General features: G+C 31.1%; 22 protein-coding genes, 1 other RNA gene and 4 riboswitches. Of the genes, 5 read left to right on the forward strand and 18 right to left on the reverse strand.

Going from position 1 to position 26,634, the window contains the following annotated elements:
• Positions 1-6 precede the first annotated feature (6 nt).
• Positions 7-372, reverse strand: coding sequence for an RDD family protein (locus CPAL_RS05170; protein ID WP_242976288.1), 366 nt, complete (start codon positions 370-372; stop codon positions 7-9).
• A gap of 415 nt (positions 373-787) precedes the next feature.
• On the opposite strand from CPAL_RS05170, the gene CPAL_RS05175 reads away from it, so the two are divergent.
• Positions 788-1,678 (forward strand): MBL fold metallo-hydrolase, encoded by an 891-nt coding sequence (locus CPAL_RS05175; protein ID WP_061858708.1) that lies wholly within the window; start codon positions 788-790, stop codon positions 1,676-1,678.
• Positions 1,679-1,702: 24 nt separating this feature from the next.
• Here CPAL_RS05175 and CPAL_RS05180 read toward each other — a convergent pair whose 3' ends face one another.
• The 11 genes from CPAL_RS05180 to CPAL_RS05225 form a co-directional block, all read right to left on the reverse strand.
• The gene (locus tag CPAL_RS05180) at positions 1,703-3,118 is read right to left on the reverse strand and encodes an NCS2 family permease (RefSeq protein ID WP_061858698.1); all 1,416 of its coding nucleotides are present in this window, start codon (positions 3,116-3,118) and stop codon (positions 1,703-1,705) included.
• A gap of 88 nt (positions 3,119-3,206) precedes the next feature.
• Positions 3,207-3,308: riboswitch (purine riboswitch) on the reverse strand.
• Between the two features lie 84 nt (positions 3,309-3,392).
• The gene (locus CPAL_RS05185) at positions 3,393-7,157 is read right to left on the reverse strand and encodes a phosphoribosylformylglycinamidine synthase (RefSeq protein WP_207654918.1); all 3,765 of its coding nucleotides are present in this window, start codon (positions 7,155-7,157) and stop codon (positions 3,393-3,395) included.
• Positions 7,158-7,169: 12 nt separating this feature from the next.
• Entirely contained in the window at positions 7,170-8,435 is a 1,266-nt protein-coding gene (gene purD, locus CPAL_RS14005; RefSeq protein ID WP_061858696.1) for a phosphoribosylamine--glycine ligase, read from the reverse strand.
• Positions 8,436-8,489: 54 nt separating this feature from the next.
• A complete protein-coding gene (purH, locus tag CPAL_RS05190) occupies positions 8,490-9,992 on the reverse strand; it encodes a bifunctional phosphoribosylaminoimidazolecarboxamide formyltransferase/IMP cyclohydrolase (protein WP_106024223.1) in 1,503 nt (500 codons plus the stop codon).
• Positions 9,993-10,037: 45 nt separating this feature from the next.
• Positions 10,038-10,643 (reverse strand): phosphoribosylglycinamide formyltransferase, encoded by a 606-nt coding sequence (gene purN, locus CPAL_RS05195; protein ID WP_106024224.1) that lies wholly within the window; start codon positions 10,641-10,643, stop codon positions 10,038-10,040.
• A complete protein-coding gene (gene purM, locus CPAL_RS05200) occupies positions 10,631-11,626 on the reverse strand; it encodes a phosphoribosylformylglycinamidine cyclo-ligase (RefSeq protein ID WP_106024225.1) in 996 nt (331 codons plus the stop codon). Before purM ends, purN begins: the two co-directional genes overlap by 13 nt.
• Positions 11,627-11,636: 10 nt before the next feature.
• Complete coding sequence (gene purF / locus CPAL_RS05205; RefSeq protein ID WP_165815354.1) at positions 11,637-13,043, reverse strand: amidophosphoribosyltransferase; 1,407 nt, start codon at positions 13,041-13,043, stop codon at positions 11,637-11,639.
• Positions 13,044-13,060: 17 nt separating this feature from the next.
• Complete coding sequence (gene purC / locus CPAL_RS05210; protein WP_061858691.1) at positions 13,061-13,768, reverse strand: phosphoribosylaminoimidazolesuccinocarboxamide synthase; 708 nt, start codon at positions 13,766-13,768, stop codon at positions 13,061-13,063.
• 1 nt (position 13,769) lies between these two features.
• Positions 13,770-14,249: a 5-(carboxyamino)imidazole ribonucleotide mutase gene (gene purE / locus CPAL_RS05215; RefSeq protein ID WP_106024227.1), complete on the reverse strand. Its 480-nt coding sequence runs from the start codon at positions 14,247-14,249 to the stop codon at positions 13,770-13,772.
• Positions 14,250-14,359: 110 nt separating this feature from the next.
• A riboswitch (purine riboswitch) is annotated at positions 14,360-14,461 on the reverse strand.
• 221 nt (positions 14,462-14,682) lie between these two features.
• Positions 14,683-16,068, reverse strand: coding sequence for an alanine/glycine:cation symporter family protein (locus tag CPAL_RS05220; protein WP_061858689.1), 1,386 nt, complete (start codon positions 16,066-16,068; stop codon positions 14,683-14,685).
• 77 nt (positions 16,069-16,145) lie between these two features.
• A riboswitch (glycine riboswitch) is annotated at positions 16,146-16,250 on the reverse strand.
• A gap of 180 nt (positions 16,251-16,430) precedes the next feature.
• Positions 16,431-16,943, reverse strand: a complete 513-nt coding sequence (locus CPAL_RS05225; protein ID WP_242862639.1) for a folate family ECF transporter S component — start codon at positions 16,941-16,943, stop codon at positions 16,431-16,433.
• 57 nt (positions 16,944-17,000) lie between these two features.
• A riboswitch (THF riboswitch) is annotated at positions 17,001-17,103 on the reverse strand.
• Positions 17,104-17,263: 160 nt separating this feature from the next.
• Between CPAL_RS05225 and CPAL_RS14010 the strand changes: the two genes are divergently transcribed.
• The 4 genes from CPAL_RS14010 to CPAL_RS05240 all read left to right on the forward strand — a co-directional run bounded on the left by CPAL_RS14010 (position 17,264) and on the right by CPAL_RS05240 (position 20,316).
• Positions 17,264-17,512 carry a hypothetical protein gene (locus CPAL_RS14010; protein ID WP_061858688.1) on the forward strand — a complete coding sequence of 83 codons (249 nt, stop codon included), beginning with the start codon at positions 17,264-17,266 and terminating at the stop codon, positions 17,510-17,512.
• 286 nt (positions 17,513-17,798) lie between these two features.
• Positions 17,799-18,386 (forward strand): MBOAT family O-acyltransferase, encoded by a 588-nt coding sequence (locus tag CPAL_RS14220; RefSeq protein WP_341372129.1) that lies wholly within the window; start codon positions 17,799-17,801, stop codon positions 18,384-18,386.
• Between the two features lie 17 nt (positions 18,387-18,403).
• Positions 18,404-19,285, forward strand: a complete 882-nt coding sequence (locus tag CPAL_RS14225) for an MBOAT family O-acyltransferase (protein ID WP_341372128.1) — start codon at positions 18,404-18,406, stop codon at positions 19,283-19,285.
• An 11-nt stretch (positions 19,286-19,296) separates the two neighbouring features.
• Positions 19,297-20,316, forward strand: a complete 1,020-nt coding sequence (locus tag CPAL_RS05240; protein ID WP_061858687.1) for a hypothetical protein — start codon at positions 19,297-19,299, stop codon at positions 20,314-20,316.
• Between the two features lie 46 nt (positions 20,317-20,362).
• Here CPAL_RS05240 and rnpB read toward each other — a convergent pair.
• From rnpB to dnaG, 6 genes are all read right to left on the reverse strand, one after another.
• Positions 20,363-20,754, reverse strand: an RNA gene (rnpB, locus tag CPAL_RS05245) — RNase P RNA component class A.
• Positions 20,755-20,893: 139 nt separating this feature from the next.
• Complete coding sequence (locus tag CPAL_RS05250; protein ID WP_061858686.1) at positions 20,894-21,709, reverse strand: Nif3-like dinuclear metal center hexameric protein; 816 nt, start codon at positions 21,707-21,709, stop codon at positions 20,894-20,896.
• Positions 21,700-22,389 (reverse strand): tRNA (adenine(22)-N(1))-methyltransferase, encoded by a 690-nt coding sequence (locus tag CPAL_RS05255; RefSeq protein WP_061858685.1) that lies wholly within the window; start codon positions 22,387-22,389, stop codon positions 21,700-21,702. Before CPAL_RS05255 ends, CPAL_RS05250 begins: the two co-directional genes overlap by 10 nt.
• A 10-nt stretch (positions 22,390-22,399) precedes the next feature.
• Entirely contained in the window at positions 22,400-23,290 is an 891-nt protein-coding gene (locus tag CPAL_RS05260) for a PH domain-containing protein (protein WP_061858684.1), read from the reverse strand.
• A gap of 70 nt (positions 23,291-23,360) precedes the next feature.
• The gene (gene rpoD, locus CPAL_RS05265) at positions 23,361-24,488 is read right to left on the reverse strand and encodes an RNA polymerase sigma factor RpoD (RefSeq protein WP_061858683.1); all 1,128 of its coding nucleotides are present in this window, start codon (positions 24,486-24,488) and stop codon (positions 23,361-23,363) included.
• Positions 24,475-26,259 (reverse strand): DNA primase, encoded by a 1,785-nt coding sequence (dnaG, locus tag CPAL_RS05270; protein ID WP_106024228.1) that lies wholly within the window; start codon positions 26,257-26,259, stop codon positions 24,475-24,477. The genes rpoD and dnaG overlap by 14 nt, the downstream gene beginning before the upstream one ends.
• Positions 26,260-26,634 lie beyond the last annotated feature (375 nt).

Below are 26,634 nucleotides of genomic sequence, written 5' to 3' on the forward strand. Positions count from 1 at the left end.
CCTAAACTACTTTATTTTTATTGTTTTTAAATTTGCCGCTCTTTTCCCTATAGTATTTCCACTTTTAGAGCTTTCCATTATAGTAGTATATAATAGAGTTACTATTAAATATATAATTAAAAATACAGAAACCTTTTCCTTTACATAGTATCCTGCAGCAATTCTAAGTATGAAATCAAAGATATATAATCCTGCAATAGATATAGCTCCTGTGATTAGTATGTCTAAAATTGAAGACATAAAAGCATCTTTAAAACTTACCTTACTTATTATATCTGAATTTCCCACACTCTCTTCTTTAGTTATCTCTTCATTTTCTGCTGTAAATTCAACATCTACTATATTTTTTTCTTCATTACTCATATTTTCCATTACTTTTCCTCCTAACCAAATTTATATCAATAAAAATTATTATGCACTAGTATTCTTCATATGTAAAGTACATATATTAGTATTTCCTTATTTTATAAACAAATTTCTAACTTAGTCAAATTAACAAAAAATCAAAAGCAGGTCAGTTGCTTGTTCAGTCAACTGCCTGCTTAAATCTTTCTATATGTCAATTGCCTATATTTGGTCAACTGCCATACATGAGCTACATTAGCTATGTAAATATTTACATATTTAATATACATCTTTTATATAAGCTTGTCAAGTATAAAAATAAATGGTTGCTATCAAAGCTTTAATTGATAAATACTTTAACAATATACAAATAGATTTGTTATTTCCATATATATGTGATATATTTTTATTTATTAAGTTTTATACAAAGGATGTGTTAATATTGGAACTCAATAAAATCAGAGGAAATACATATTTTATAGACTCTCCTACCAATATAGGAGTATATACATTTAAAAATAAATTTTGTCTTTTGATAGATAGTGGTCTTAACAGTTCAGCTGCTAAAAAATTTGATGAAGTATTAATCTCTAACAAACTTCATCCAAAGTATATAATAAATACTCATGCGCACACTGATCACTGCGGTGGAAATCTATACTTTAAAGAAAACTACCCTGGAATCCTAGTTTATGCATCTGAAAAAGAAAGAATATATATGGAGAATCCAGAATTATCTTCTATAGTATTATCTTCATCAAGTCCAATAAAAAAACTTTCTCAAAATCCAAAACCTCTAGAAGTTCACTTTGTTTTGAAATACGGCACAAACAAGATTAATGATGAAAAATTTGAAATTATACCTTTAAGTGGACATTCACAAGAGCATATAGGAATTATAACCCCTGAGAAAGTATGTTTTCTTGGAGATTCTATTTTTAGTCAAGATACTTTAAATAAGTACGCCTTTCCTTTTTTATTTGATATCGAAGACACTTTAAAGACTCTTAATAACATAAAAGAAATAGACGCAGACTACTTTGTAATAAGCCATGGAAAGGATATTCTTAATAAGGAAGAAATCATAACCCTGGCAGATAAAAATATAGAAAATATCAATAGCCATATGGAAACCATACTCGAAATTTTAGAACAACCTTGTACCCGAGAAGATATCCTAGAGAACATAATAGTATTGAATGACATAACTATCAATATGAAACAATATATGCTTGACCTATCTGCAGTCTCCGCCTTTATTTCTTATCTATACAATCACGAACTAATAGACAGCTCTATTGAAGACGGAAAGCTTTATTACTTTAAAAAATAAAAGAAAAATGCTGCGCATTTTTCTTTATTGCGGCAGCATAACAAATCTAAAGATAAATAATAATGCTAACACATACATAATTGGATGTACATCTTTGTATTTACCTGTAACTAACTTCATTATTGGGTAAAAGATGATTCCGGCTGCTACTCCATTAGCAATACTGTAGCTAAATGGCATAATAGCAATTGTAAAGAACGCTGGTAATGCTTCTGTAAAATCGTCAAAATCAATTTCTTTAACTGCTCCTAACATAAGAACTCCTACAATAACCAATGCTGGCGCTGTAGCTTCTGATGGAACTATCCCAATTAATCCGCCGAAGAAAAGTGATACTAAAAATAAAACTCCAACTACAAAAGAAGTAAGTCCTGTTCTTCCACCTTCTGCAATTCCTGCCGCTGATTCTACAACTGTAGCTAAAGTGGTAGTACCAAACATTGCTCCCATAGTCGTTGCTAAAGAATCTGATAAAAGTGCTTGTTTCATGTTTTTAACTTTTCCATCTTCCATTACCATATCTGCCTTTTGAGCTGTTCCTACTAATGTTCCTATACTATCGAATAAGTCTACAAGACTAAATGTTACTATAACCATGAATATGCTCACAATGGCACCAATTACTCCACTTCCTCCATGTCCTAATAATCCTTGAAAATCAAATGAGAAAAAAGTTTTTCCGATTGGTGGAACATAGAATAACTGCATTCCTCCTGTCTTAGTTATTCCCATAGGTATTCCTATAATTGTTGTTATTATCATGCTTATTAACATAGCACCTTTTACTTTTTTAGCCATTAATATAGCCATAATAACTATACCTATTATAGTAAGTATAGTACTTGGATTTTTAAAATCTCCAAAACCAACTAAAGTACCTGGATTGGACACTATTATATTTCCACTCTTCAATCCTATTAATGATATGAATAATCCAATTCCTGCTGTTATAGCAAGCTTAAGATTTTGTGGTAGTGCATCTACTATTTTTTCTCTTATAGAGGTTAATGTTATTAATATAAATACACTTCCTGATATAAAAACTGCTGTTATCCCCTGCTGCCACGTATATCCTAGATTTAAGCAAACACTATATGAGAAAAATGCTGTAAGTCCAATTCCAGGAGCTAATACAATTGGTAAATTAGCATAAATGGCCATTATAAAGGTACCTATAGCTGATGCTATACAAGTACTAGCAAAAGCCGAACCTACGATTGGATCATTCAATATAGTCAAAGTTCCTGCAGCATCTCCCTGTAATCCTGCTGAGTTCATGCCTGATGCCTTAAGTGTATTAGGAATTACTAAAAGCACATAAGCTACTGTAATAAATGTTGTAAGACCCGCTAATATCTCGGTTTTTATGTTTGTGTTATTTTCTGATAGTTTAAATACTTTTTCAAGTATAGAAACTTTATCTTTGTCTGCTACTTCCATGTTATTCCTCCTTCGTTATAAAAAACTTTTTTAAAGTAAAAAATTCTAGCTACAGGCACAAGTAAACCTGCAACTAGAATCTATGACAATCGTAGCTAAGCTTACTCATAGTAGAAAAATTTAAGGTTTTCCTGTAGAAACTTCCGAACCATATTATCGGATTTATATGAGTTAAATAAAAAGATATTTTGTTTTCTACTATGTTATCACCATATTCTACATTAGTCAACACATATGAACATTTTTTTATTTTTAAATTAAATAGCATTATTATTTATTTAAAATAGCTAACTCCAGCTTCAAATATTTTTTGATCCTTTTCACCTGCTATGTTTTTATAAAGATTTTCTCCAATTCTCTCTGAATGCCCCATTTTCCCAAATATTCTTCCATCAGGACTTGTTATGCCTTCAACTGCATACATAGATCCATTAGGATTAAATTCTATATCATAGGTTGGATTTCCACAAAAATCAACATATTGAGTTGCTATCTGTCCATTTTTTAATAACTCTTGAGCCATTTTAGGAGTACATACAAATCTTCCTTCTCCATGAGATATAGGTATACTATAGACATCTCCAAGACTTATATTAGAAAGCCACGGTGATAGATTTGAAACTTTTTTGGTCATTACAAATTTAGAACTATGTCTTCCTATAGTATTGTAAGTTAATGTAGGAGATTCTTCATCTATATCCCTTATTTCTCCATATGGAAGCAGCCCCAGTTTTATTAGAGCTTGAAATCCATTGCATATACCAAGAATTAAACCATCTCTATAATTTAAGAATTTCATTACTGCATCTTTAACCTTAGGATTTCTAAATACGGTGGCTATAAACTTCCCTGAACCATCTGGCTCATCACCAGCGCTAAAGCCTCCTGGAAGAGCTATTATCTGAGAATTATTTATACTATCTACCATATCTTCTATAGATTCTTTTATATCCTTAGATGTCAAGTTTCTGAATACACTTACTTTGGTTTCAGCTCCAGCTGCTTTAAACCTCTTTTCTATATCATATTCACAATTTGTTCCAGGAAATACTGGAATATAAACCTTAGGTTTTGGAAGTTTTATACAGGGTCCTCTACTTATCTTTCCTTCATATAGCTGTAATTCTATATCTTCACATATCTTTTCTACTTTAGTTGGAAATACATTCTCTAAAGGCCTTTCCCAATGCTCTATCAATGTCTCTAAATCTATTTCTACATCTTTAATCTTTATTTTACGTGTACTTTGAGTAAATCCAAGCAATATATAATTTATATCGTTCAATTCTTTCTTTAATTCTACCTTGTTGCATATTTCTAGAATGATAGAGCCATAATCTGGAGTGAATAAGTCTCCTACCTTTATATTATTAGAAAAATTAAAACCTATCTTATTACCAAAGCTCATCTTAGATATTGCTTCTGCAATTCCGCCCATTTTTACACTGTAAGCTGACAAGACTAACTTTCTGTTTATTAATCTATTAACTAATTCATAATTTTTTTTCAATTCATTAAAATCTGGTATATCATTTTCATTCTTTGGAGTCTTTATTAAGATTACTTTGCTCCCCTTTTTCTTAAATTCTGGAGATATAATATTGTCTATATTTGTTACATTTACTGCAAAAGCAACTAAAGTAGGTGGAACACTAATATCTTTAAAGGTTCCAGACATACTGTCTTTTCCTCCTATTGCTGCTATACCCAACTTTCTTTGTGCATAAAGCGCTCCTAAAAGTGCTGATAAAGGCTTGCCCCACTTTTTAGGATCATCTCCAAGCTTTTCAAAGTATTCTTGAAGCGTAAGTCTAACATTTTTATAATCTCCTCCTGAAGCAACTATCTTTGTTACTGCCTCTACTATAGCATATAATGCTCCATGAAATGGGCTCCATTTGCCTATTTTAGGGTTGTATCCATAAGACATCAAAGTACACGTTGAACTCTCTCCATTTAGCACAGGTATTTTGAAGCACATAGCTTCCGCCGGGGTTTTACAGTATTTTCCACCAAAAGGCATAAGTACTGTTGATGAACCAATAGTATTATCAAATCTTTCTACAAGTCCTTTTTGACTGCATATATTTAAATTTTCAATAGTCTCTATCCATTTGCCTTTTATGTCTTCTATATTTGTTACCTTGAAATAGGACTTTTCTGAAGGACTCTGTACTTTTACATTAATCTTTTGCTTAACTCCATTAGTATCTAGAAAGTCTCTGCTTATATCAACTATGGTTTGCCCTCTCCACAGCATTTTAAGTCTTCTATCTCCAGAAACCTTTGCTACTTCTACAGCTTCAAGATTTTCTTCTTTAGCATATTCTATAAATTTTGCTGCATCATCTTTTCCTACTACCACAGCCATTCTCTCTTGGGATTCAGAGATGGCAAGCTCTGTTCCATTCAATCCCTCATATTTTTTTGTAATTAAATCCAGGTTTATAGAAAGACCTTCACTTAATTCTCCTATAGCAACAGAAACTCCTCCAGCTCCAAAATCATTACATCTCTTAATGATTCTGCTTACTTTTGGATTTCTAAAAAGCCTCTGAAGTTTTCTCTCTTCAGGAGCGTTTCCCTTTTGAACTTCAGCACCACAGTTCAGTATAGATGTTTCATCATGCTCTTTTGATGAACCTGTTGCACCTCCACAGCCATCTCTTCCTGTTCTTCCTCCTACAAGTATAATAGAGTCTCCTTCTATTGGAGTTTCTCTAATAACATTTTCTTTAGGCGCTGCACCAATTACGGCTCCAATTTCCATTCTCTTAGCCAAAAAATCTTCATCATAAACCTCTGCTACATGACCTGTAGCAATTCCTATTTGATTTCCATATGAGCTGTAACCTTGAGCTGCTTTTATAGTAATCTGCCTTTGGGGAAGTTTTCCTTTTAAAGTTTCTTCAACTGGTTTTCTTGGATCTGCGCTTCCTGTTACTCTCATAGCCCCATACACATAACTCCTTCCTGATAGAGGGTCACGTATAGCTCCACCAAGACAGGTTGCAGCGCCTCCAAAAGGCTCTATTTCTGTTGGATGGTTGTGAGTTTCGTTTTTAAACATTATAAGATATTTTTCACTTTTTCCATCCACATCTACGTCACATTCAATGCTGCAGGCATTAATTTCATCAGATACTTCTAAGTCCTCTAGAAGTCCTTTTTTTCTAAGTTCTTTCATACCAATTGTTGCTATATCCATTAAACATATATCTTTATTCTTTTCTTTATCTTCATAAACGTAATTTCTCAAATTTTTATATTCTTCATAGGTTTTCTTTATTATATCTGTATACTTTCCTTCTTGGAATTCTACTTCTTGGATTTGTGTTTGAAATGTTGTATGTCTACAATGATCTGACCAGTAAGTATCTATTACTTTTATTTCTGTTATGGTAGGATTTCTTTTTTCTATATTTTTAAAATAATCTTGGCAAAACTTTAAATCTTCAAAGCTCATAGCGAGTCCATTATCATTCATAAATTCTTTAAGCTCATCTGAATCTTTGTCTATAAAATCCTCTAAAATTTCAACATCTTCTGGAGCCTTTAAGTTCATTTCAAGACTTAGAGGTTTTTCTAAAGTTGTCTCCATAGAATCCACAGTATTTATATAATATTTTTTGATACTTTCTAACTCTTCACTGCTTACATCCCCTGAGATTATAATAACCTTTGCACATCTAACTATTGGCTTCTTATTTTGAGTTAATATCTGAATGCACTGAGCTGCAGAATCAGCCCTTTGGTCATATTGTCCTGGCAGATATTCTACAGCAAATATCTTTTCACCCTTCTTAACAGTTATTTTTTCATCATACACCATATCTACTACAGGCTCTGAGAAGATTATATGTTTTGCTTTTTCATATTCTTCCTTTGATATTCCGGATACATCATAACGATTTAAAATTCTTAGATTTTCTATAGTTTTTATGTTCAAATTTTCTCTAATATCCTTTAAAAGCCCTTTTGCTTCTACATCAAAAGGAGATTTCTTCTCCACAAATATCCTTTTAATCTCAGTTTTCATGTGCATATCCCCTTATAAATTATTTTTATCCGATCTTAATCCTATATCTTTTCTATAATAAATACCTTCAAAGGTAATCTTCTCAATTTCATTGTAAGCTCTTTTCCTCGCTTCTTCTAAACTATTTCCTAGGGCTACTACATTTAATACTCTTCCTCCAGATGTAACTAAATTACCTTGTTTTTCTTCTGCTCCTGCTATAAATACTTTGCAGTTTGTATTTTCTATACCTTTTATTTCATATCCACTTTCATATTTTCCCGGATATCCCTTAGATACAGCTGTAACACAACAAGCATGAGCATTTTTCCATTTTATATTATAGTTTTTCAGTTTCCCATCTAGAGCATTTAATATTAAATCTACATAATCACTTTCCATAATAGATAAAACTGCTTGAGTTTCAGGGTCTCCCATTCTTACATTATATTCTAAAAGATATACTCCTTTTTTAGTTATCATAATTCCAAAAAATATAGTGCCTACATAATCCATGTTTTCTTCTCTTATTCCTACTAAAGTAGGCTCTAAAATATCTTTATTAAATTCCTCTAAAACTTCTTCAGTACAATAAAAATTTGGTGTTATAACTCCCATTCCACCAGTATTAGGCCCCTTATCTCCATCAAATATCTGTTTATGGTCCTTGCTTGATATAAATGGAATTATAGTTTTTCCATCAGTAATTGAAAGAATTGAAGCTTCTACTCCTTCTAAAAATTCTTCAATAACTATCTTAATTCCGGCACCTTCAAATATGTCTTTAATCATAATCTCCTGCACAGCATTTCTTGCTTCTTCTTCATTGTGGCATATAACAACGCCTTTTCCCGCTGCTAATCCATCTGCTTTTATTACTGTAGGATAAGTACATATTTTTAAATATTCCAAAGCTTTATCCGCATTATCAAAAGTTTGATATTCTGCTGTTTTAATCCCATACTTTTTCATAAAGCTCTTTGCAAAACTCTTACTTCCCTCAAGAGCAGCAGCTTTTTTGCTTGGTCCAAAGATTTTTAAATCATTCTTCTTAAATTCATCCACAATTCCTTCTACTAAAGGCACTTCTGGTCCTACAATTGTGAATTTTATTTTTTCTTTCTTTGCAAAAACAATAAGTTCTTCTATAGTTCTTAGATCTACATTCTCACACTTTTCTTCCATTTTTGTGCCTCCATTTCCTGGAGCACAATAGATTTTACTTACTAAAGGACTTTGTGCTATCTTCCATGCCATAGCATGTTCCCTTCCACCAGAACCAATGATTAAAACTTTCATATTTTTAACCCCCAACTAAAATTTCAACTAAAGAAAATTGCTCTGCAATTTTCTTTAGTGCTTAAAGTGTCTTGTTCCTGTAAACACCATTGCTATACCATTTTCATTACATGCTTTTATAGAGTCTTCATCTCTAATAGAACCTCCTGGCTGAATAATAGCCTTAATTCCATATTCCGCTGCTGTTTTTACTACATCGTCAAATGGGAAGAAAGCATCTGATGCCATTACTAGAGCACCCTTTCCTCTTTCTAAGGCTTCCTTAGCTGCCCAGATTCTATTAACTTGTCCTCCACCTATACCTAATGTCATTTCATTCTTAACAACTACAATAGCGTTGGATTTTACATATTTACATACCTTCATAGCAAAGATTAAATCCTTCATTTCTTCTTGACTTGGCTTCTTTTCTGTTACTACCTCCATTTTCTCTGCAAATAAAGTATCTTCACTTTGAACTAGTATTCCTCCATCCACTTTTGCTAAATTAAACTTATCTTCTGGCTTTACAGTACACTTTACAACTCTTAAATTTTTCTTTGTTTTAAGTACATCTAGGGCATCCTCATCAAAATCTGGGGCAATTACTATTTCTAAAAATATAGATATCATTTTTTCTGCTGTTTTCTTGTCAACTTTTCTATTAAAGGCTACTATTCCTCCAAATATAGAAACAGGATCACAAGAATAAGCCTTTATATAAGCGTCATATACATCTTCCCCAAGTGCAACTCCACAAGGGGTATTATGTTTAAGGCCACAACAAGCTATGTCCTCAAATTCACAGACAACCTTCCAAGCTATATCCATATCTTTAATATTGTTATAAGAAAGTTGTTTTCCATTTAATAATTTAAAGTTATTTATCGCACCTTTACCAGTTGTTGCTGTGTAGTAAGCGGCGGTTTGATGAGAGTTCTCTCCGTATCTCAAATCCATAGATTTTTTATAAGAAAGTGATAAATATTCTGGATATTCTTCATCTTCTAAAAGGAAATTGCCTATAGCAGCATCATAAGCTGACATAAGGTTAAATACCTTTCCTGCAAACTTTTTTCTAGTACTATAGTCTACATCACCAGTATTTTCAATCTGTTCTATAACATTTTTATAATCCTCTGTATCTGTAAGTACAATTACATCTTTAAAGTTTTTGGCTGCTGCTCTTATCATAGTTGGTCCACCTATATCTATAAACTCTATCTTTTCATCAAAATCTAAATTTTCTTTAACTTTTTCAAAGAAAGAGTATAAATTAACAACTACCATATCTATAGGTTTTATATTTTTTTCTTTTATAACCTTCATATGTTCTTCATTATTTCTTACAGCCAATATTCCGCCGTGTATGCTAGGATGAAGAGTTTTTACTCTTCCATCTAAAATCTCATCAAAACCTGTGACTTCATTAACCTCTATAACATTGATATCATTTTCTTTTAGGTATTTATATGTACCACCTGTTGATATAATCTCCACACCCTTGTTAACTAAAAATTTTGCTAATTCTAATATACCTTCTTTGTTAAAAACGCTTATCAATGCTCTTTTAATCATATCAGTGCCTCCTTGTTTAATAATTTATCACTTTAATAAACTAAATTATACGTAAATCTTTCCCTTTTGTAAAATCACCTTTTTCTCTGATATGAGTTTTATTGCTTCTACTAGTGCTTTATGTTCTTCTACAAGCACTCTTTTTTGAAGACTTTCTGGTGTATCGTCCTCTTCAACCTTCACTGCCTTTTGAATTATTATAGTGCCAGTATCAGTACCTTCATCTACAAAATGAACAGTGCATCCTGTAATTTTAACACCATATTCTAAGGCTTTTTCATGAACCTTTATTCCATACATACCTTTACCACAAAAGGATGGTATTAATGAAGGATGAATATTTATAATTCTGTTTTCAAATTTTTTTAGTATTTCGCCTTTTAAAATAGATAAAAAACCTGCAAGAACTATTAAATCTACCTTTTCATCTACTATCTCTAAAATTTTATCCGATAATGTTTCACCATAGGCTTTTCTATTTAAAACAAAAGTTTTTATATTGTGCTTTTTAGCTCTTTCTATAGCAAAAGCTTTTTCTTTGTCACTAATTACAAATTCTATGCTGCAGTTTAAATACTTTTTTTCTATACTATCAATAATAGCTTGTAGGTTGCTTCCCCCTCCAGATACCAAAACAGCTATTTTAAACATACACCTCTTCCTCCAGCTTCTACATGCCCTATTTTATAGGCCATGCTTCCCATTTTTTCTATATCCTCAATAATTTTATCTGAATTTTCAGAATCAACACATAACACGAAACCTATTCCCATATTAAATGTGTTAAACATATGCTTATCTTCTACGCCTAAAGACATAATATATTTAAATATTTCTGGCACATTAAAACTTTTCTTATCTATAACTGCTGTATAGTCTTGCTTGAACATTCTTGGGATATTTTCATAGAAGCCTCCTCCAGTTATATGAGCCATTCCCTTAATTTTATACTTTTTCATTAAATTAAAAATTAACTTTGTGTATATTTTTGTAGGAGTTAGAAGAATCTCTCCTATTTTCTTTCCATTAAAATCTTGATTTAAATCAGTAATAAGTTTCCTAATCAAGGAATATCCATTGCTGTGAATTCCAGAAGACTCAATTCCTATAAGTACATCATTAGGCTTTATTTCCCTTCCATCTATGATCTCATCTTTCTCCACAATTCCAACACAGAAGCCTGCAATATCGTATTCTCCTTCTTTATAAAATCCTGGCATTTCTGCTGTTTCCCCTCCAATTAGAGCACAACCTGCATCTATACATCCATGACTTATACCCTTAACAATATCTGCAGCCTTTTCTCCTTCTAGCTTTCCACAAGCAATATAATCTAAGAAAAATAAAGGCTTTGCACCATGACATAAAACATCATTAACACACATGGCAACACAATCAATTCCCACAGTATCATACCTATTCATATCAAATGCTATTTTTAATTTAGTTCCAACTCCATCTGTTCCAGATACAAGAACTGGATTATGATATTTTGGTATTTCAAACATACCTGCAAAGCTTCCTAGGTTATTAAGTACACCACTTGTAAAGGTTCTTGATGCATGTTCCTTCATAAGAGTAACTGCTTTATATCCTTCTTCTATATTGACTCCTGCTTCTTTATAAGTTACCATATAATATGCCCTACCTTTCTAAATAATCCTTAAAATTCTCAATAGGTGCTGACATTGGATACTCTCCATTAAAACATCCTAGACAAAAGCCTTCTTTTCCTTTTAAAGTATTGAGCAAACCTTTAATACTTAAATAACCTAGACTATCTGCCCCTATAAAGTCTCTTATTTCATCTACAGTTCTTTGAGAGCCAACTAACTCATTTCTATAAGGTGTGTCTATTCCAAAATAGCATGGATACTTTACAACAGGTGATGATACTCTAAAGTGAACTTCTTTAGCTCCTGCTCTACGAAGGATTTCAACTAATCTTTTACTAGTTGTTCCTCTTACAATGGAGTCATCAATTAGCACTACCCTTTTACCATCTACATTCACCTTGAGAGCATTTAATTTTACAGAAACCGCTCGTTCTCTTAACTTTTGAGAAGGTGTTATAAATGTTCTTCCTACATACTTATTTTTTATTAATCCTATGCCGTAAGGAATTCCTGATGCCTTTGCATACCCTACAGCAGCTGCTATTCCTGAGTCTGGAACACCTACAACAATATCGGCATCTATGGGCGCTTCTCTATAAAGTTCCTCTCCAGCAGCAATTCTTGAAGTATAAACGTTAATACCATCAATACTACTATCTGGTCTTGCAAAATATATATACTCAAATGCACAGGTCATACATCTTGTTTTCTCTGCAAATTCTATAGACTTCAAACCATCATCATCTATTATTACAATTTCTCCTGGTTTCACATCTCTTAAAAATTCAGCTCCAACAGCATCTAAAGCACAACTTTCAGAACATAAAATATAATCCTCTCCTATTTTTCCTATGCACATCGGTCTTATGCCATTTGGATCTCTAAGACCTATTAACTTTTCTTCAGTAATCATGATCATAGCATAAGAACCTTTTATTGCCTGCACTGTGTCTACTATAGCTTGTTCCAATCCTTTTTTTGCTTTTCTAGCTATAAGATTTAATATTACCTCTGAATCTATAGAGGTTTGAAAAAGTACTCCAGCATCTTCTAATAATTCTCTTATTACATCTGCATTTATTAAGTTTCCATTATGTGCAATAGCTATTGATCCAAGCTTAAACTTGCTTAATAGCGGCTGTGCATTCTCAACCTTACTTTCTCCTGTAGTAGAATATCTAACATGTCCTATAGCAGCTTTGCCTTTCATATTCTTCAATGTCTTTTCATTAAAAACATCCGCTACAAGTCCCATATCCTTGTGACACATAAGACTTTTCCCATCAGAAACTACAATTCCAGCGCTCTCTTGTCCTCTATGCTGCAAAGCATAAAGACCGTAGTAACTTACCGCAGCCACATCTAAACCTGACTTAGAATAAATCCCAAAAACCCCACACTCTTCTTTAAACTTATCTATTTCTATGTTTCCCATAATATCCCCCATTTTTACTATTGAGCTTTGGATATTCTATTTAATATTTCAACATAGGCTTCTTCCACATTACCTAAGTCTCTTCTAAATCTATCCTTATCTAACTTCTCATTGGTCTCGGCATCCCAAAATCTGCAAGTATCTGGTGATATCTCATCTGCTAAAATTATTTCTCCGTTATATCTTCCAAACTCTAATTTAAAATCAATAAGTTTTATACCTTGTTTTAAAAAAAACTTTTTGAGAATTTCATTTACCTTCGATGTAGTATCATAAATTGTATGCAATTCATCAAAGGTAGCAAGTCCTAATGCAGCTGCATGATAATCATTTATAAGGGGATCTCCAAGTTCATCATTCTTATAACAAATTTCAAATACTGTTGTTTTCAATTCCTTCCCTTCTTGTACTCCAAGCCTCTTTGCCATACTACCAGCGGCTACATTTCTTACTATTACTTCAAGAGGTACTATTTCTACTTTTTTACACAACTGCTTTCTTTCATTGAGCTTTTTTATAAAGTGAGTTTTTACACCATTTTTGTGAAGAAGTTCAAATATAGCAGAGGTTATACTATTATTTAGAATTCCTTTATGATCTATTTGAGATTTTTTAGCACCATTAAAAGCTGTTGCATCATCCTTATAATATATTATTACTTCATCTGAATTTTCCCCTTGAAATACCTTCTTTGCTTTTCCTTCATATAACATTACCTTTTCCATATTAAAGTTCCACCCCTTCTGAATTTTCATTTATAAATTTTTCTTTCATACTTTCTCTATATTTGATTAATTTTTCTTTTAATTCTGGATATTTTAAAGATAAGATTTGAATTGCTAACATTCCAGCATTGAAACTATTGTTTATTCCAACTACTCCTACTGGAACAGGCTTTGGCATTTGAACCATAGAAAGAAGAGAATCTAGTCCATTTAGAGAAGCATCTATTGGTACTCCTATAACTGGAAGTATAGTTTGAGATGAAATAACTCCTGGAAGATGAGCTGCAAGTCCAGCTCCAGCTATAATACATTCATATCCTTCATCTTCTATTTCCGTTATCTTTCTATATAGTTCTTCTGGTATTCTATGAGCTGATAAAATATAAGCTTTATATTCCACATTAAATTCCTTTAGTACTTCTGCTGCCCCTTGCATTTTCTTAGTATCTGATTTACTTCCAAAGATAATTGCTACCTTCACAGTAATTCCCCCTATGTATATTTTTAAATAAAAAAACTACCATCAGACTAAGAGCAAATCTGGTGGTAGTAACAAACTCAAAAAAGAGTAATAATAATTTGAAAATTATTATTCCACAAAGATTCACTCATAGACGAAGAATTTACGGTTCTTACGTAGAGACTCCTAAACCATATTATTAGGATTATATGAATGAATTTATTTACTTGTTATGATTAAATATTATCATTGCATAATATAATTGTCAATACATTTATATCGAAATTATATAATTTAGTTCGTTATATTATGTATATTAAATAATATTAAAATTATAATATTCGTATAACTTCATTGTCATAAGTACTTTTTGAAACATAATCTATCTAAAACAAAAGTACAGGAGTTAAGAAATTTTTAATCTCTCTACTCCTGTACTTTAATCTTTAAATTTTTAACGTTGAGCTACTGCTTCCTCACTATACTCTTTCTCTTGTTTTAATTCTTTAAAGTATTGCTTTGTTTCACTTACTATAACGCCACTTAATCCTACTAGAGCAATAAGATTAGGTATTGCCATAAGACCATTAACTATATCTGCAATTGTCCAAATTAATTCTAGCTTTATAAATGCTCCTGATGCAACTAAAATTATAAATATAATTCTATACGGCTTTATCCCCTTAACTCCTGTTAAGTATACTATACATCTTTCACCATAATAATTCCATCCAAGTATTGTTGTAAATGCAAAGAACATAAGACCTATTGTTACAATCATCTGTCCTATAATAGGAACTCCCAAACCTGAACTAAAAGCTGCATTAGTCATAGCAGCACCTTTAAGATCTCCACTCCATACACCTGTTATAATTAACACAAGACCCGTCATAGTACAAATTACTATAGTATCAAAAAAAGTTCCAGTCATAGATATAAGGCCTTGACGTACACAGGATTTTGTTTTAGCTGCCGCAGCTGCTATAGGAGCACTACCAAGGCCAGACTCGTTAGAGAATACACCTCTTGCTACACCGTTCCTAATGGCTATAATAACAGTTGATCCAGCAAATCCTCCGACTGCAGCTGTTGGAGTAAATGCCCCTTTTATTACTAAACCTATAGCTTCAGGCAAATCTCCTATATTAGCCCCTAGTATAGCTATAGAACCTAAAATATAGAACACAGCCATAAATGGTACTATTTTTTCAGATACAGCTGATATACTTTTTATTCCTCCAAGAGTTACTAAAGCCGTCAAAATTGCTATTATTATACCAGTTACCCATACTGGTAAATTAAAAGCTATCTTTGCTGCATCAGTAATAGAATTAACCTGTGCAAAAGTTCCTATTCCAAAAAAAGCTACACCTACACCAAATATGGCGAACATTCTAGCAAGCCATTTGTTGCCTAGCCCTCTTTCTATATAATACATAGGCCCCCCTGCCATTTGTCCATTATCATCTACGACTCTATATTTTATAGCTAATAATCCTTCTGAATATTTTGTTGCCATACCGAAAAATGCTGCTATCCACATCCAGAATAAAGCACCAGGACCTCCAACTTTCATAGCTGTTGCTACACCTACTATATTACCTGTACCAATTGTAGCAGATAAAGCTGTGCATAGTGCTCCAAAGCTGGATACATCTCCTTCTTCTTCTAACTCATCATCTTTTCCAAATACATATTTTAAAGCCAAGGGTAATTTAAAAATTTGTAATAGGCCTAACCTAATGGTTAAGTAAATACCTGTACCAACCAATAGAATTAATAGTGGTGGACCCCATACAATAGAATCGATTTTGTTAAACACTTCTAATACATTTGACATGTTATCATCCTCCTAAAGATATGTTGATGTTTCGGAGGAGGAATGCGAATTACTGCAAAAAAACAAGTTGCAATATAATTCCTTCCTCTGTCCTTTTACCTGAGAGTTTCAATAGCATTTTGGCGCCAAGCTATTTTTCTCCTTCGGTGTCCAATTAAATGGATCTCTCCAGAGGCTCGTCCAGTAACGGTCATCCGCTATAAAATAGCTACCTGAAAGATTAACCTCTTCGGTGGATGGAAAACCATCTCTCTCCCACTACCTTCATCCGAACACAATTTATTATACCTAATTATAACTTGTATTATATCAAAACTTAAAAAATTGTGCAAGTTCATTTATAAAAAACCTGCACAATTTTTTTATACTTCTTTTATATCCCTTGTTAATTCTAGTTTATCAGAAAACTTCCACATAGTATATATAAGAATAGTCTGTATTGGAAACATAATAAGATTTTTAATTACTCTTGGCATCAGTAATGCCATAGCTGCTTTCCCTGTGATTATAGATAGCCAGTAAGTATTCATAATAGAATCCACTAGAATTATTATTAAGGCTACAGCTATTAAAATTCTTACAGCAGAAATTTGCTTTTTATGCAGTACTAATCCATAGATTGTCCCTGATACAAAAGCACTTAGCGTAAATCCTGGAAAGTATGCACCACTTGGAAAAATCACCATACCAACTATATCTGCTACAGCCCCTGTTATGCCACCTATAATAGGACCAAACATTATAGAACATAAAGAAATTGGTAAAAATCCAAAGCCTATTCTTATTATAGGCGTTTGAATAGATAAAAACCTAGTAAATACAACATCTAATGCAATAAATAAAGCCATATAAACTATAGTACTTGTGTTTTTCAATATTTTTCCCCCTTTCTCTTGCAACCTGCCAAAAAAGAGGGCTATGCTTCTCTTTTTAGCAGCGGAATGCGGTATATGCATCGCAAATGAAATTTCATTTTTCGTCTAAAAGACAACTTCCCGTTCTTTTAGCACTTAACGCACAAATACCTACTCTGCTTTTTATTGCAATATTAATTTTTGATATAAATTATAGATGATACTTAAAATTATTACAAGAAAAAAATATGATAAAAAAGATTTTTAAACATTAAAATTATTAACAAATTAGTTATTTGTTAATATATATAGTATTGTAATAAATTTCATGGAGGTATCTTATGAATACTATAAATAACAATAGTATGGACAATATGTACGTATACAATACTGAAGATGACTACGATTATTCTGACTCCTTATATAGACAAAGAAGGCCTAGACCTAGACCTGGATTTCCTTATTATTTTGCACCATTCTTTTTCATAAGACCATTTTACCAAAGGCCATTTTATCCACCATATTATCCATACTATCCACCATACATGCCATATTATAACGATTATGATTATGATGATGACTGGGATTAGTAAATAGGGACATATCTATATTAAGAGCTCATCATGTATATAATACATGGCGGGCTTTTAATATTTCTTATTTGATTCATTTTCCTAATACTATTCTCCTTATTACTCACAAGATCTTCTAAATCAACCTGATATCAAATTAAAAACTTTTCAAGTGTAAAGAGTTTTTTAATTATGATCATATTTATTTGATGACTGTAAAAATTAAGTGTAAAATAATATAGGCTAGTCTTAAATCACATATAAAAATTGCTAATTAAAATGCTTTAAAGGAGGCACAAAAACATTGTTATTTAATTCTATTGATTTTTTAATATTTTTTCCAATTGTTGTTCTTATCTATTTTATAATACCGTCTAAAATACGTTGGATATGGCTACTTATAAGCAGTTATTATTTTTATATGAGTTGGAACCCTAAATATGTAATTTTATTAGCTACAACAACTATAATCACATATCTTAGCGGACTATTAATAGATAAAGCAAATAAAATTAATAATGAGAAAAAGTCAATCTTTTTTAAGAAACTTTGGGTATCCTTAAGTCTTTTAAGTAATTTAGGTATCCTATTCTTATTTAAATACTATAACTTTTTCACATCTACATTTATAAGAATATTTTCATTAGCTAATATTTCATTAAATATTCCATCTTTCGATTATTTATTGCCTGTAGGAATATCCTTTTATACTTTTCAAGCATTAAGTTATACCATAGATGTTTATAGAAAAGATGTTAAAGTAGAGAAAAACTTAGGGAAATATGCTTTATTCGTATCATTCTTTCCTACATTACTCTCTGGACCTATAGGAAAATCTAAAGATTACTACACCAGTTTAGTGAGGAACATTCATTTGATTACTATAGAGTAAAAAATGGACTAGTTTTAATGCTGTGGGGACTCTTTCAGAAATTAGTTATTTCAGATAGATTGGCCAAGTTAGTCAATACCGTATATGATAATCCAAAAAATTATAAAGGAATTGAAATCCTTATTGCAACTATATTCTTTACTTTCCAATTATATTATGATTTTTCTTCCTACTCAGATATGGCAAGAGGAGCAGCAGAGATATTAGGATTTAAAGTGCCTATAAATTTTAAGAGTCCATATTTGTCAAAGTCAATAAAGGAATTTTGGAGACGCTGGCACATTAGTCTTAGCACCTGGTTTTCTCAATATCTATATATACCATTAGGAGGAAGTAGATGCAGTAAAATGCGTAAATACTTCAACATTATGGTAGTCTTCTTGACCAGTGGATTATGGCATGGTGCTGCAATAAATTATATCATTTGGGGAGGATTACATGGTATATATCAAATAATAGGAGATGTTTTAAAGCCTATTAAAAAAAGATTTATAGATACTTTTAAAGTAAAAACACATACATTTAGTTTTAAACTTTTTCAGATTATAACAAACTTCACGTTAGTAAGTTTTGCGTGGATATTTTTTAGAGCAAATTCCTTTACAGATTCGAGAATTATAATTAAAAACATATTTAGCTTTACTCCATGGACACTTAATTTAACTGAAATTGCTAGGCTAGGTTTAAATAGCAAGGATTTTGCTGTAGCTATTATAGGTATAGTTATAGGTGTAGGTGTAGACTTGATGAAGAGAAATAAAGGTTTGCGCCACGAACTAGCTAATAAGAATGTATTTCTTAGATGGTCCGTATACACAATTTCTATTGTATTAATTTTAGTATTTGGAATATATGGACCAGGATATAGCGCTAAGCAGTTTATATATTTTCAATTTTAGGAGGACAAGCTATGATTAAAAAAGCAGTTCTAAAAGGAAGTATTTTTACTATTGTATTAGTATTTATACTTTCTATTCTTAATTCTATATTCATATTAAAGACAGGACATCACAGTAAGTTAAAAGAAGGATTATATAAACACAAAAATGAAGTTTATGATGTTGCATTATTAGGATCAAGTCACATGAATGGTGCAGTGAATCCTAATATTATATGGGGTGAACAAGGTATAACTAGTTTTAATTTTGCTACTGCAGGTCAACCCATAGACGTTACTTATTATTTGTTAAAAGAAGTTTTAAAGAAGCGTGATATTTCTGTTGTTGTATTAGATGTTTATTATCTTGGTCTAACAGAGGAATTTGGAAAAGAAGGATACATTAGATATGTTCTTGATAACATGCGTTTCTCAGTTAACAAGATACAGGCTATCATGCATACAACACCAAAGGATCAATGGATATATTATCTTTTTCCTATCCTTAAATATCATGATAGATGGAAGGATCTACAGAAAAAAGACTTTTTTGATAATACTTCTGAAACATATTGCAATAAGGGATTTTCTGCAGGAAGTGACCAATATGGAAAAGATACTTTGTCAGATACTACAGTGACAGGAACAGCAGATTTGCCGCCTAAATCTGAGGAATATCTATACAAAATAATTGATTTGTCTAAAAAAGAAAATTTTGAGCTTGTATTCATAAATGCACCTCATGATTATGAAAGCACCAAGGGCATGAGAAATTGGCATAAAGAGCCTGCAAAAATGTTTAATAAAGTAGCAGAAATTGCAAATGAAACTAATATACCATTTATAAACTATAACAACTTACTTGATGAGATAAGTTTCAATTTTAAAACAGATATGCTTAATGCAGGACATTCTAATATTTCAGGATCATATAAAATTTCTAGCCACCTAGGCAAATTTTTAAAAGAAAATTATAATTTAAAAGATCGTAGAAACGATAAAGAATATGAACAATGGAATATAGATTATAAGAAATATTATGAGAAAAAGTAGCTAAAATAAAAACACTACTCTTCTGAGTAGTGTTTAAAACAATATAATATCGAGTAAGTCTATAAGCCGAGTTCTGTATTAAATGGTCATCTATCTAGGCCTATTGTTACCAATAGGCTCAAGCGATCTTACCCGAAGACGGGACGGGCAGCCCCATGTGTCTTCCTATTCGATCTTGCTCCAGGTGGGGTTTACATAGCCGCAAAGTCGCCATTGCGCTGGTGAGCTCTTACCTCACCTTTCCACCCTTACCTATTTTGTAAATCCCAAAAGCTATTAAAGCCTATACATGGGTATATTTACAATATAATAGGCGGTATATCTCTGTTGCACTTTCCTTAGAGTCGCCTCCACTGGGTATTACCCAGCACCCTGCCCTATGGAGCTCGGACTTTCCTCTCCTGCATACAATGCAGCAGCGACCATCTGGCTTACTCGCAAAGTATATGTTAACATAGAAGATAACAAAAATCAAATTTTATTTTTTGCCTTATATGGGATTTCATATTTAACTTATCAATTATATCTCAATAAATGACAAATACTTCTTTACATTTCACACTTTACACCATAATATCTAATATATCTTATACGGATCCTTCACTTTTTCTGACACAAAAATCCTGTTTTTATGTCCATCACGTTGAAGTTTGCTCTCCAGCATAAAGGCTAGTATTTTAAAGGCAGGCCATTCTGTTCCAAAGTGTCCTGCATCTATTATCCCTATACCTTCTTCTGAAAAATCGCTGACATAATGATAACTTGTATCTCCTGTTATTATACAGTCTGCTCCCATTTTTTTAGCTAGAGAAAAATACTCTTGCCCACTGCCGTTTATTACAGCCACTTTCTTTATTTTCATGAAATCTTCCCCAGCGTATCTTACATAAGGTATCTTAAAGCTTTTCTTTACTCTATTACATAAATCCTTCAAAGTTATGGTTTCATTTAAATTAGCTAATCTTCCTATACCACTTTTATTATCTTCAAAGTATCTTTCTGAAGATAATTCCATAGTTACATATTCATTTAATCCAAGCAAGTTCATTACAGTATCATTTATTCCACCATCTACAGAATCTAAATTAGTATGAGCAGAATATAAGCTTATATCATTTTTTATAAGCTCCATTATCTTTCTTCCAACTAAAGTCTCTCCCGTTATAGAGGAAGGCTTTTTAAATAATAAAGGATGATGAGTAATAATTAGATTACAGTTCTTTTCTACAGCTTCTTTTATTACCTCCATGGTGCAATCTAAAGCTACTAAAATCGAAGTTATTTCCTTATCTAGTTCCCCTACCATAAGACCTACATTATCGTAACTTTCTTTTAAATTTATTGGAGCAAACTTCTCTATTATTTCCTTTATATCTCTTATCTTTAAAGCCATAAATCAATTTCCTCCAATTTTTTTATTTTCCTTTTTAGCTCAATTCTTCTTAACTTAGCTAATTCTGTTTTATCATCTATGTAACTTAAAATATTACTATATTTATTTATTTTGTGATTAATATATTTTTTTAGTAGCGGATGCCTTTTATGTATTAGTTTTTCACCAATTTCATAGTATATATCATCTAATATCTTGGGCTCATTATTATACTTTACTTTTATTATCTCATAATATTTTCCTTCATCTATACAAAGTTCTTCCTCAAGAATGTCATATCCACTTTCATATAGGTATTTTCTCAATATGTCTGGATTTTGCACGGGCTGCAATACTGCATATTTAAGACTTTTAAATACATCTTTACTTTCTTCAATTATATCTCTAATTAGATTTCCACCCATACCTGCTATTATAGCACAGTCAACTTCGTAAGGTTCAATTGTGGTAAGTCCTGTCCCTAATCTGCAAGTAATTTTATTTTCTAATCCTTCTCTTTTTATGTTATGTTCTGCCTTTTGTACAGGTCCTCTATTTATATCTGACGCAATAGCTTCTTTGCATATACCCATTTTTATTAAATAAATAGGAAGATATGCATGATCCGTACCTACATCAGAAATTCTATTACATTCATCAATCAAGCTAGCTATAGTTTTTAGTCTTATGCTTATATTCATATGTAATCTCCTATACAATAAATTGAAATACTATTTTCAATTGCATTAAAAAGAATGCTGATGATATTATTAAAGATAAATAAATGTATAGATTAGCACTCTTTCTATCATATTTTGCATAAAAATATGCTGCATAATACATGCAGAATAAAATTGCCATATTCAAAACTCCATAAGTCGTCTGTTTAAAAGCAAATTGCTTTCCACTTCCCATTTTTACCGGTTCAAATTTCCTATTAAAGCTCAAAGGCATATCTTCTGGAATTAACCCTTTTAAATATAATATCAATGGAATTACTGTTAATGCCAATGCAATAATACTTACTGTAACAAAAGGAATCATAAAACTTTTTTCCTTATGCAAAGCAACTTCTTTTTTATTTGAACTTTTCCATTCCAATATAGGAACTTGTTTATCTTTTAAGTAGCATATAAACCTTTCCACATCTTCTGGCGATATTGCATAATTTATATCTTTTGTTCTTAAATATATAATATTTTTCCTTGAAGTGACAAACATTTGGGTAGTTCCTATTTTATCTATAGCATATCTTCCGAAAGCAAAATTAGAATTTCCAATACCATATAACCTAACACCATTCATTTTTTCTTTTGAAATATTATAGGCTTCTATCTCTTTAAAAGGGACTTTAACTTTCTTTAATCCATATATACATGAAATATATAAATTTTTATCGTCTATACTATATTTTAATGATATAGACAATAATAAATAGTATAATCCATATAAATCTGCCAATACTAAAAAGACTTTTATCAAAGTTAATAATACATATATATCAATAAAGCGACTTAAAGTCAGCATAAATATATTTAATATTGTAATGAAAAGAAATATACTAATTGAACTTGTACCTTTTTTACTATTATATATATCCATATCATCACCTTCTTATTAGATATTATATCATAAAAAAAGAGTAAAGGTAAACTTTACTCTAATAACAATATTAATCTAAATAATCCTTTAACTTCTTACTTCTACTTGGATGTCTTAATTTTCTCAAAGCTTTTGCCTCAATTTGTCTTATTCTTTCTCTTGTTACATTAAATTCTTTTCCAACCTCTTCAAGAGTCCTTGCTCTTCCATCATCAAGTCCAAATCTTAATCTTAATACTTTTTCTTCTCTTGGAGTAAGAGTATCTAGTACGTTTATAAGCTGTTCTTTTAACATAGTAAACGCTGCGGCTTCAGCTGGTGCAGGAGCTTCATCATCCGGAATAAAGTCTCCTAAATGACTATCTTCTTCTTCCCCTATAGGTGTTTCAAGAGAAACTGGCTCTTGAGCTATTTTCATTATCTCTCTAACTTTGTCAACTGGCATATCCATTTCTTTGGCTATTTCTTCTGGTTGAGGCTCACGTCCTAATTCTTGAAGAAGTTGTCTGGAAACTCTTATAAGTTTATTTATAGTTTCTACCATGTGCACAGGTATTCTTATAGTTCTTGCTTGGTCTGCTATTGCCCTGGTAATAGCCTGCCTTATCCACCATGTAGCATAGGTACTAAACTTGAATCCTTTTCTGTAATCAAACTTTTCTACTGCTTTTATAAGTCCTAAATTTCCTTCTTGTATAAGATCTAGAAACAACATTCCACGACCTACATAACGTTTTGCAATGCTGACAACCAGCCTTAAATTTGCTTCAGCTAACTTTTTCTTCGCGCCAATATCTCCAGCTTCTATTCTGTTTGCTAATTCTATCTCTTCTTCTGGTGATAATAGTGGAACTTTACCAATTTCTTTTAAGTACATTCTAACTGGATCATCTATAGATATTCCTTCTGGTATAGAAAGGTCTAATTCTTCTTCCTCAACTTCTAACTCTTTCATATCCCCTATGACTTCAATATCCATAGATTCAAGAACTGCATATACCTTTTCTATCTGCTCTGGACTCAACTCTACATTATCTAATTCATCCATTATTTCTTTATATGTTAAACTTCCATTTTTCTTTCCTTTATCAATAAGATTTCTTATTATTTTCATTTTCTCATTATTATCTTTAACATTAGTCTTTTTAATATCGTTTTTCTTCTTGTTATCTGATGTCATTTCCTTACCTCCCTTCATGACTATTCATTTGCATTATATCTTTTTGAACTATTTCAAGTTCTTTTACAAGTTTTAAAGATTCTTTAAATAATCCTTTTATCTCAAAATCTTTAATTTTTTCCATAATTTCCTTTTTCGACTCCTCCAGCTTAAATTTTTTTATTTTCTTTATACAATCATTTATTAACTCTTTATAGTTATCTGTATTTTCAATATAAACTTGCTGCAGCTTTATCCATTCCTTAGAACTTTCTATATCATTACATTTTGTTTCTATATATTTCTCAAAGTCTTTTACGCCTTCTTTTAGAGCATTCTTTATAAGACCGAATATTTTTTTATGGCTATCTAATACTAAATCATCTTCACACACCAAATCAATAATGTATTGATATGCATTTATATCTTTAACCATAATCTTAAGAAGACTTCTTTCAGCATTCATATAAGCTGGCTCTAAATATAATTTTTGTCCAAAATCATATTTTGTATACTTTTTTTCCATTTTTTTTACATTTATTTTAGCTTTTTCACTTATCAAATCATAAATTGCTTGCTCCTTTACCCCCGTTTCTTCTGATAATTTCCTTATATAAACATCCTTTTCTATAGGAGGCAACTCCAAAATAATATTGCAAGCTCTATCTATATATTTGACAATCATATTTTCATCTTTCAGATCAAGTCCCATACCAGCCATTTTTAATTCATAATCAACAAGTGACAAAGAATTATCAATAAGTTTCATGAAAGCATCTTTGCCATTATTCTTAATAAACTCATCAGGATCTTTTCCCTCTGGTATGGTAAGCACTCTAAGGTCAAACCCCTCATTTTTTAATATTTTTAACCCTCTAATTGTAGCACTTTGGCCCGCTAAGTCTGCATCGTAAGAAACTATTATTTTATCAGCATACCTTTTTAAGAGTTTCGCTTGCTCTACTGTAAGAGCAGTACCTAGTGATGCTACAACATTAGTAATCCCATATTGGTGCAAGGATATACAATCCATATATCCTTCTACAATTATTATTGTTCTACTTTTATTCTCTTTTATTGCAAAATTTAGTCCATATAGATTTATCCCTTTTTTAAATATAGCAGTCTCAGGAGAATTTAAATACTTAGGCTTAGAGTCATCTAACACTCTTCCCCCAAATCCTATTACCCTTCCTCTATAATCAAAAACAGGGAAAATAACCCTATTTCTAAATCTATCATAATAAGAATTATTTTTACCTTTTACTATTAACCCTGCATTTAGCATATCTAATTCCGTATATCCTCTACTTCTTAAATAGCTTATTAGATTGCGCCATCCATCTCTTGCATATCCCAATCCGAATTTTCTTATAGTCCTATTTGTAATACCTCTTCTTATAAAATACTGTATAGCATCTTTATTACTCTGTAGGCCTGTAAAATAATATCTGGCTGCCTCTACATTTATTTTATACAGTTTTTCAATCTTATTTTTATACTCTATATTTTTATTAGTATTATCTCCTATGTCTATATTAGCTTTATCTCCTAGGTATTTTACCGCATCGATGAAGTTCATGTTTTTGATTTTCATTACAAAAGTTATAACATTTCCTGCTTCACCACATCCAAAACATTTATATATTTGCTTATCCTGAGACACAGTAAATGAAGGGGATTTTTCATTATGAAATGGGCATAATCCTATAAAATTTCTCCCAGACCTTTTTAGTGCAACGCTTTCAGAAATAACATCTACTATGTCATTTTGATCTTTAATCTTTTGAATTATTTCTTCACTAATCAAAGAAGCATTACCACCTATTAACTATTTTTTTGAATGAACTTTATACATATTCGACAAAAAACATTAATATCCTTCCTCAAATTTTATTTTTTTTAATTATATATATATATTCTTTATAAAATACAAATATCCTTCAACATTTTTATTTTTTATAAACATATATATTTTCCCATATAATTGCAAATGTTATTCATAATATTAGCAAATTTCAAACTACTACAGCTTATATTTAATTATTTCTATGCAACTAACATAAATCCTTTTAATAATCTTAAGTTTTAAGTTATAAATTTTGTTATAACTTAAAACCTCAATTTATCTAAGCATATAATCTATTAAATGTATAATATTGAACTTCTTTTAATATGTTTATAA

Source organism: Clostridium thermopalmarium DSM 5974, assembly GCF_002995795.1.
Classification (GTDB): Bacteria; Bacillota; Clostridia; order Clostridiales; family Clostridiaceae; genus Clostridium_H; species Clostridium_H thermopalmarium.

What these genes read in the sequence shown, in the direction of transcription:
- CPAL_RS05250 (WP_061858686.1), bottom strand. Translation starts at nt 21,709, where the DNA reads ATGGCTTTAAAGATAAGAGATATAAAGGAAATAATAGAGAAGTTTGCT.
- CPAL_RS05260 (WP_061858684.1), bottom strand. Translation starts at nt 23,290, where the DNA reads ATGGATATATATAATAGTAAAAAAGGTACAAGTTCAATTAGTATATTT.
- CPAL_RS05220 (WP_061858689.1), bottom strand. Translation starts at nt 16,068, where the DNA reads ATGTCAAATGTATTAGAAGTGTTTAACAAAATCGATTCTATTGTATGG.
- purC (WP_061858691.1), bottom strand. Translation starts at nt 13,768, where the DNA reads ATGGAAAAGGTAATGTTATATGAAGGAAAAGCAAAGAAGGTATTTCAA.
- CPAL_RS05185 (WP_207654918.1), bottom strand. Translation starts at nt 7,157, where the DNA reads ATGAAAACTGAGATTAAAAGGATATTTGTGGAGAAGAAATCTCCTTTT.
- CPAL_RS05170 (WP_242976288.1), bottom strand. Translation starts at nt 372, where the DNA reads ATGGAAAATATGAGTAATGAAGAAAAAAATATAGTAGATGTTGAATTT.
- purD (WP_061858696.1), bottom strand. Translation starts at nt 8,435, where the DNA reads ATGAAAGTTTTAATCATTGGTTCTGGTGGAAGGGAACATGCTATGGCA.
- purN (WP_106024224.1), bottom strand. Translation starts at nt 10,643, where the DNA reads ATGTTTAAAATAGCTGTTTTGGTATCTGGAGGGGGAAGCAACCTACAA.
- rpoD (WP_061858683.1), bottom strand. Translation starts at nt 24,488, where the DNA reads ATGAAGGGAGGTAAGGAAATGACATCAGATAACAAGAAGAAAAACGAT.
- purF (WP_165815354.1), bottom strand. Translation starts at nt 13,043, where the DNA reads ATGGGAAACATAGAAATAGATAAGTTTAAAGAAGAGTGTGGGGTTTTT.
- CPAL_RS14010 (WP_061858688.1), top strand. Translation starts at nt 17,264, where the DNA reads ATGAATACTATAAATAACAATAGTATGGACAATATGTACGTATACAAT.
- purH (WP_106024223.1), bottom strand. Translation starts at nt 9,992, where the DNA reads ATGATTAAAAGAGCATTGATAAGCGTTTTTAACAAAGAAGGTATATTA.
- CPAL_RS05255 (WP_061858685.1), bottom strand. Translation starts at nt 22,389, where the DNA reads ATGAATATAAGCATAAGACTAAAAACTATAGCTAGCTTGATTGATGAA.
- CPAL_RS14225 (WP_341372128.1), top strand. Translation starts at nt 18,404, where the DNA reads ATGCTGTGGGGACTCTTTCAGAAATTAGTTATTTCAGATAGATTGGCC.
- CPAL_RS05240 (WP_061858687.1), top strand. Translation starts at nt 19,297, where the DNA reads ATGATTAAAAAAGCAGTTCTAAAAGGAAGTATTTTTACTATTGTATTA.
- purM (WP_106024225.1), bottom strand. Translation starts at nt 11,626, where the DNA reads ATGGTAACTTATAAAGAAGCAGGAGTCAATATAGAAGAAGGATATAAA.
- CPAL_RS05180 (WP_061858698.1), bottom strand. Translation starts at nt 3,118, where the DNA reads ATGGAAGTAGCAGACAAAGATAAAGTTTCTATACTTGAAAAAGTATTT.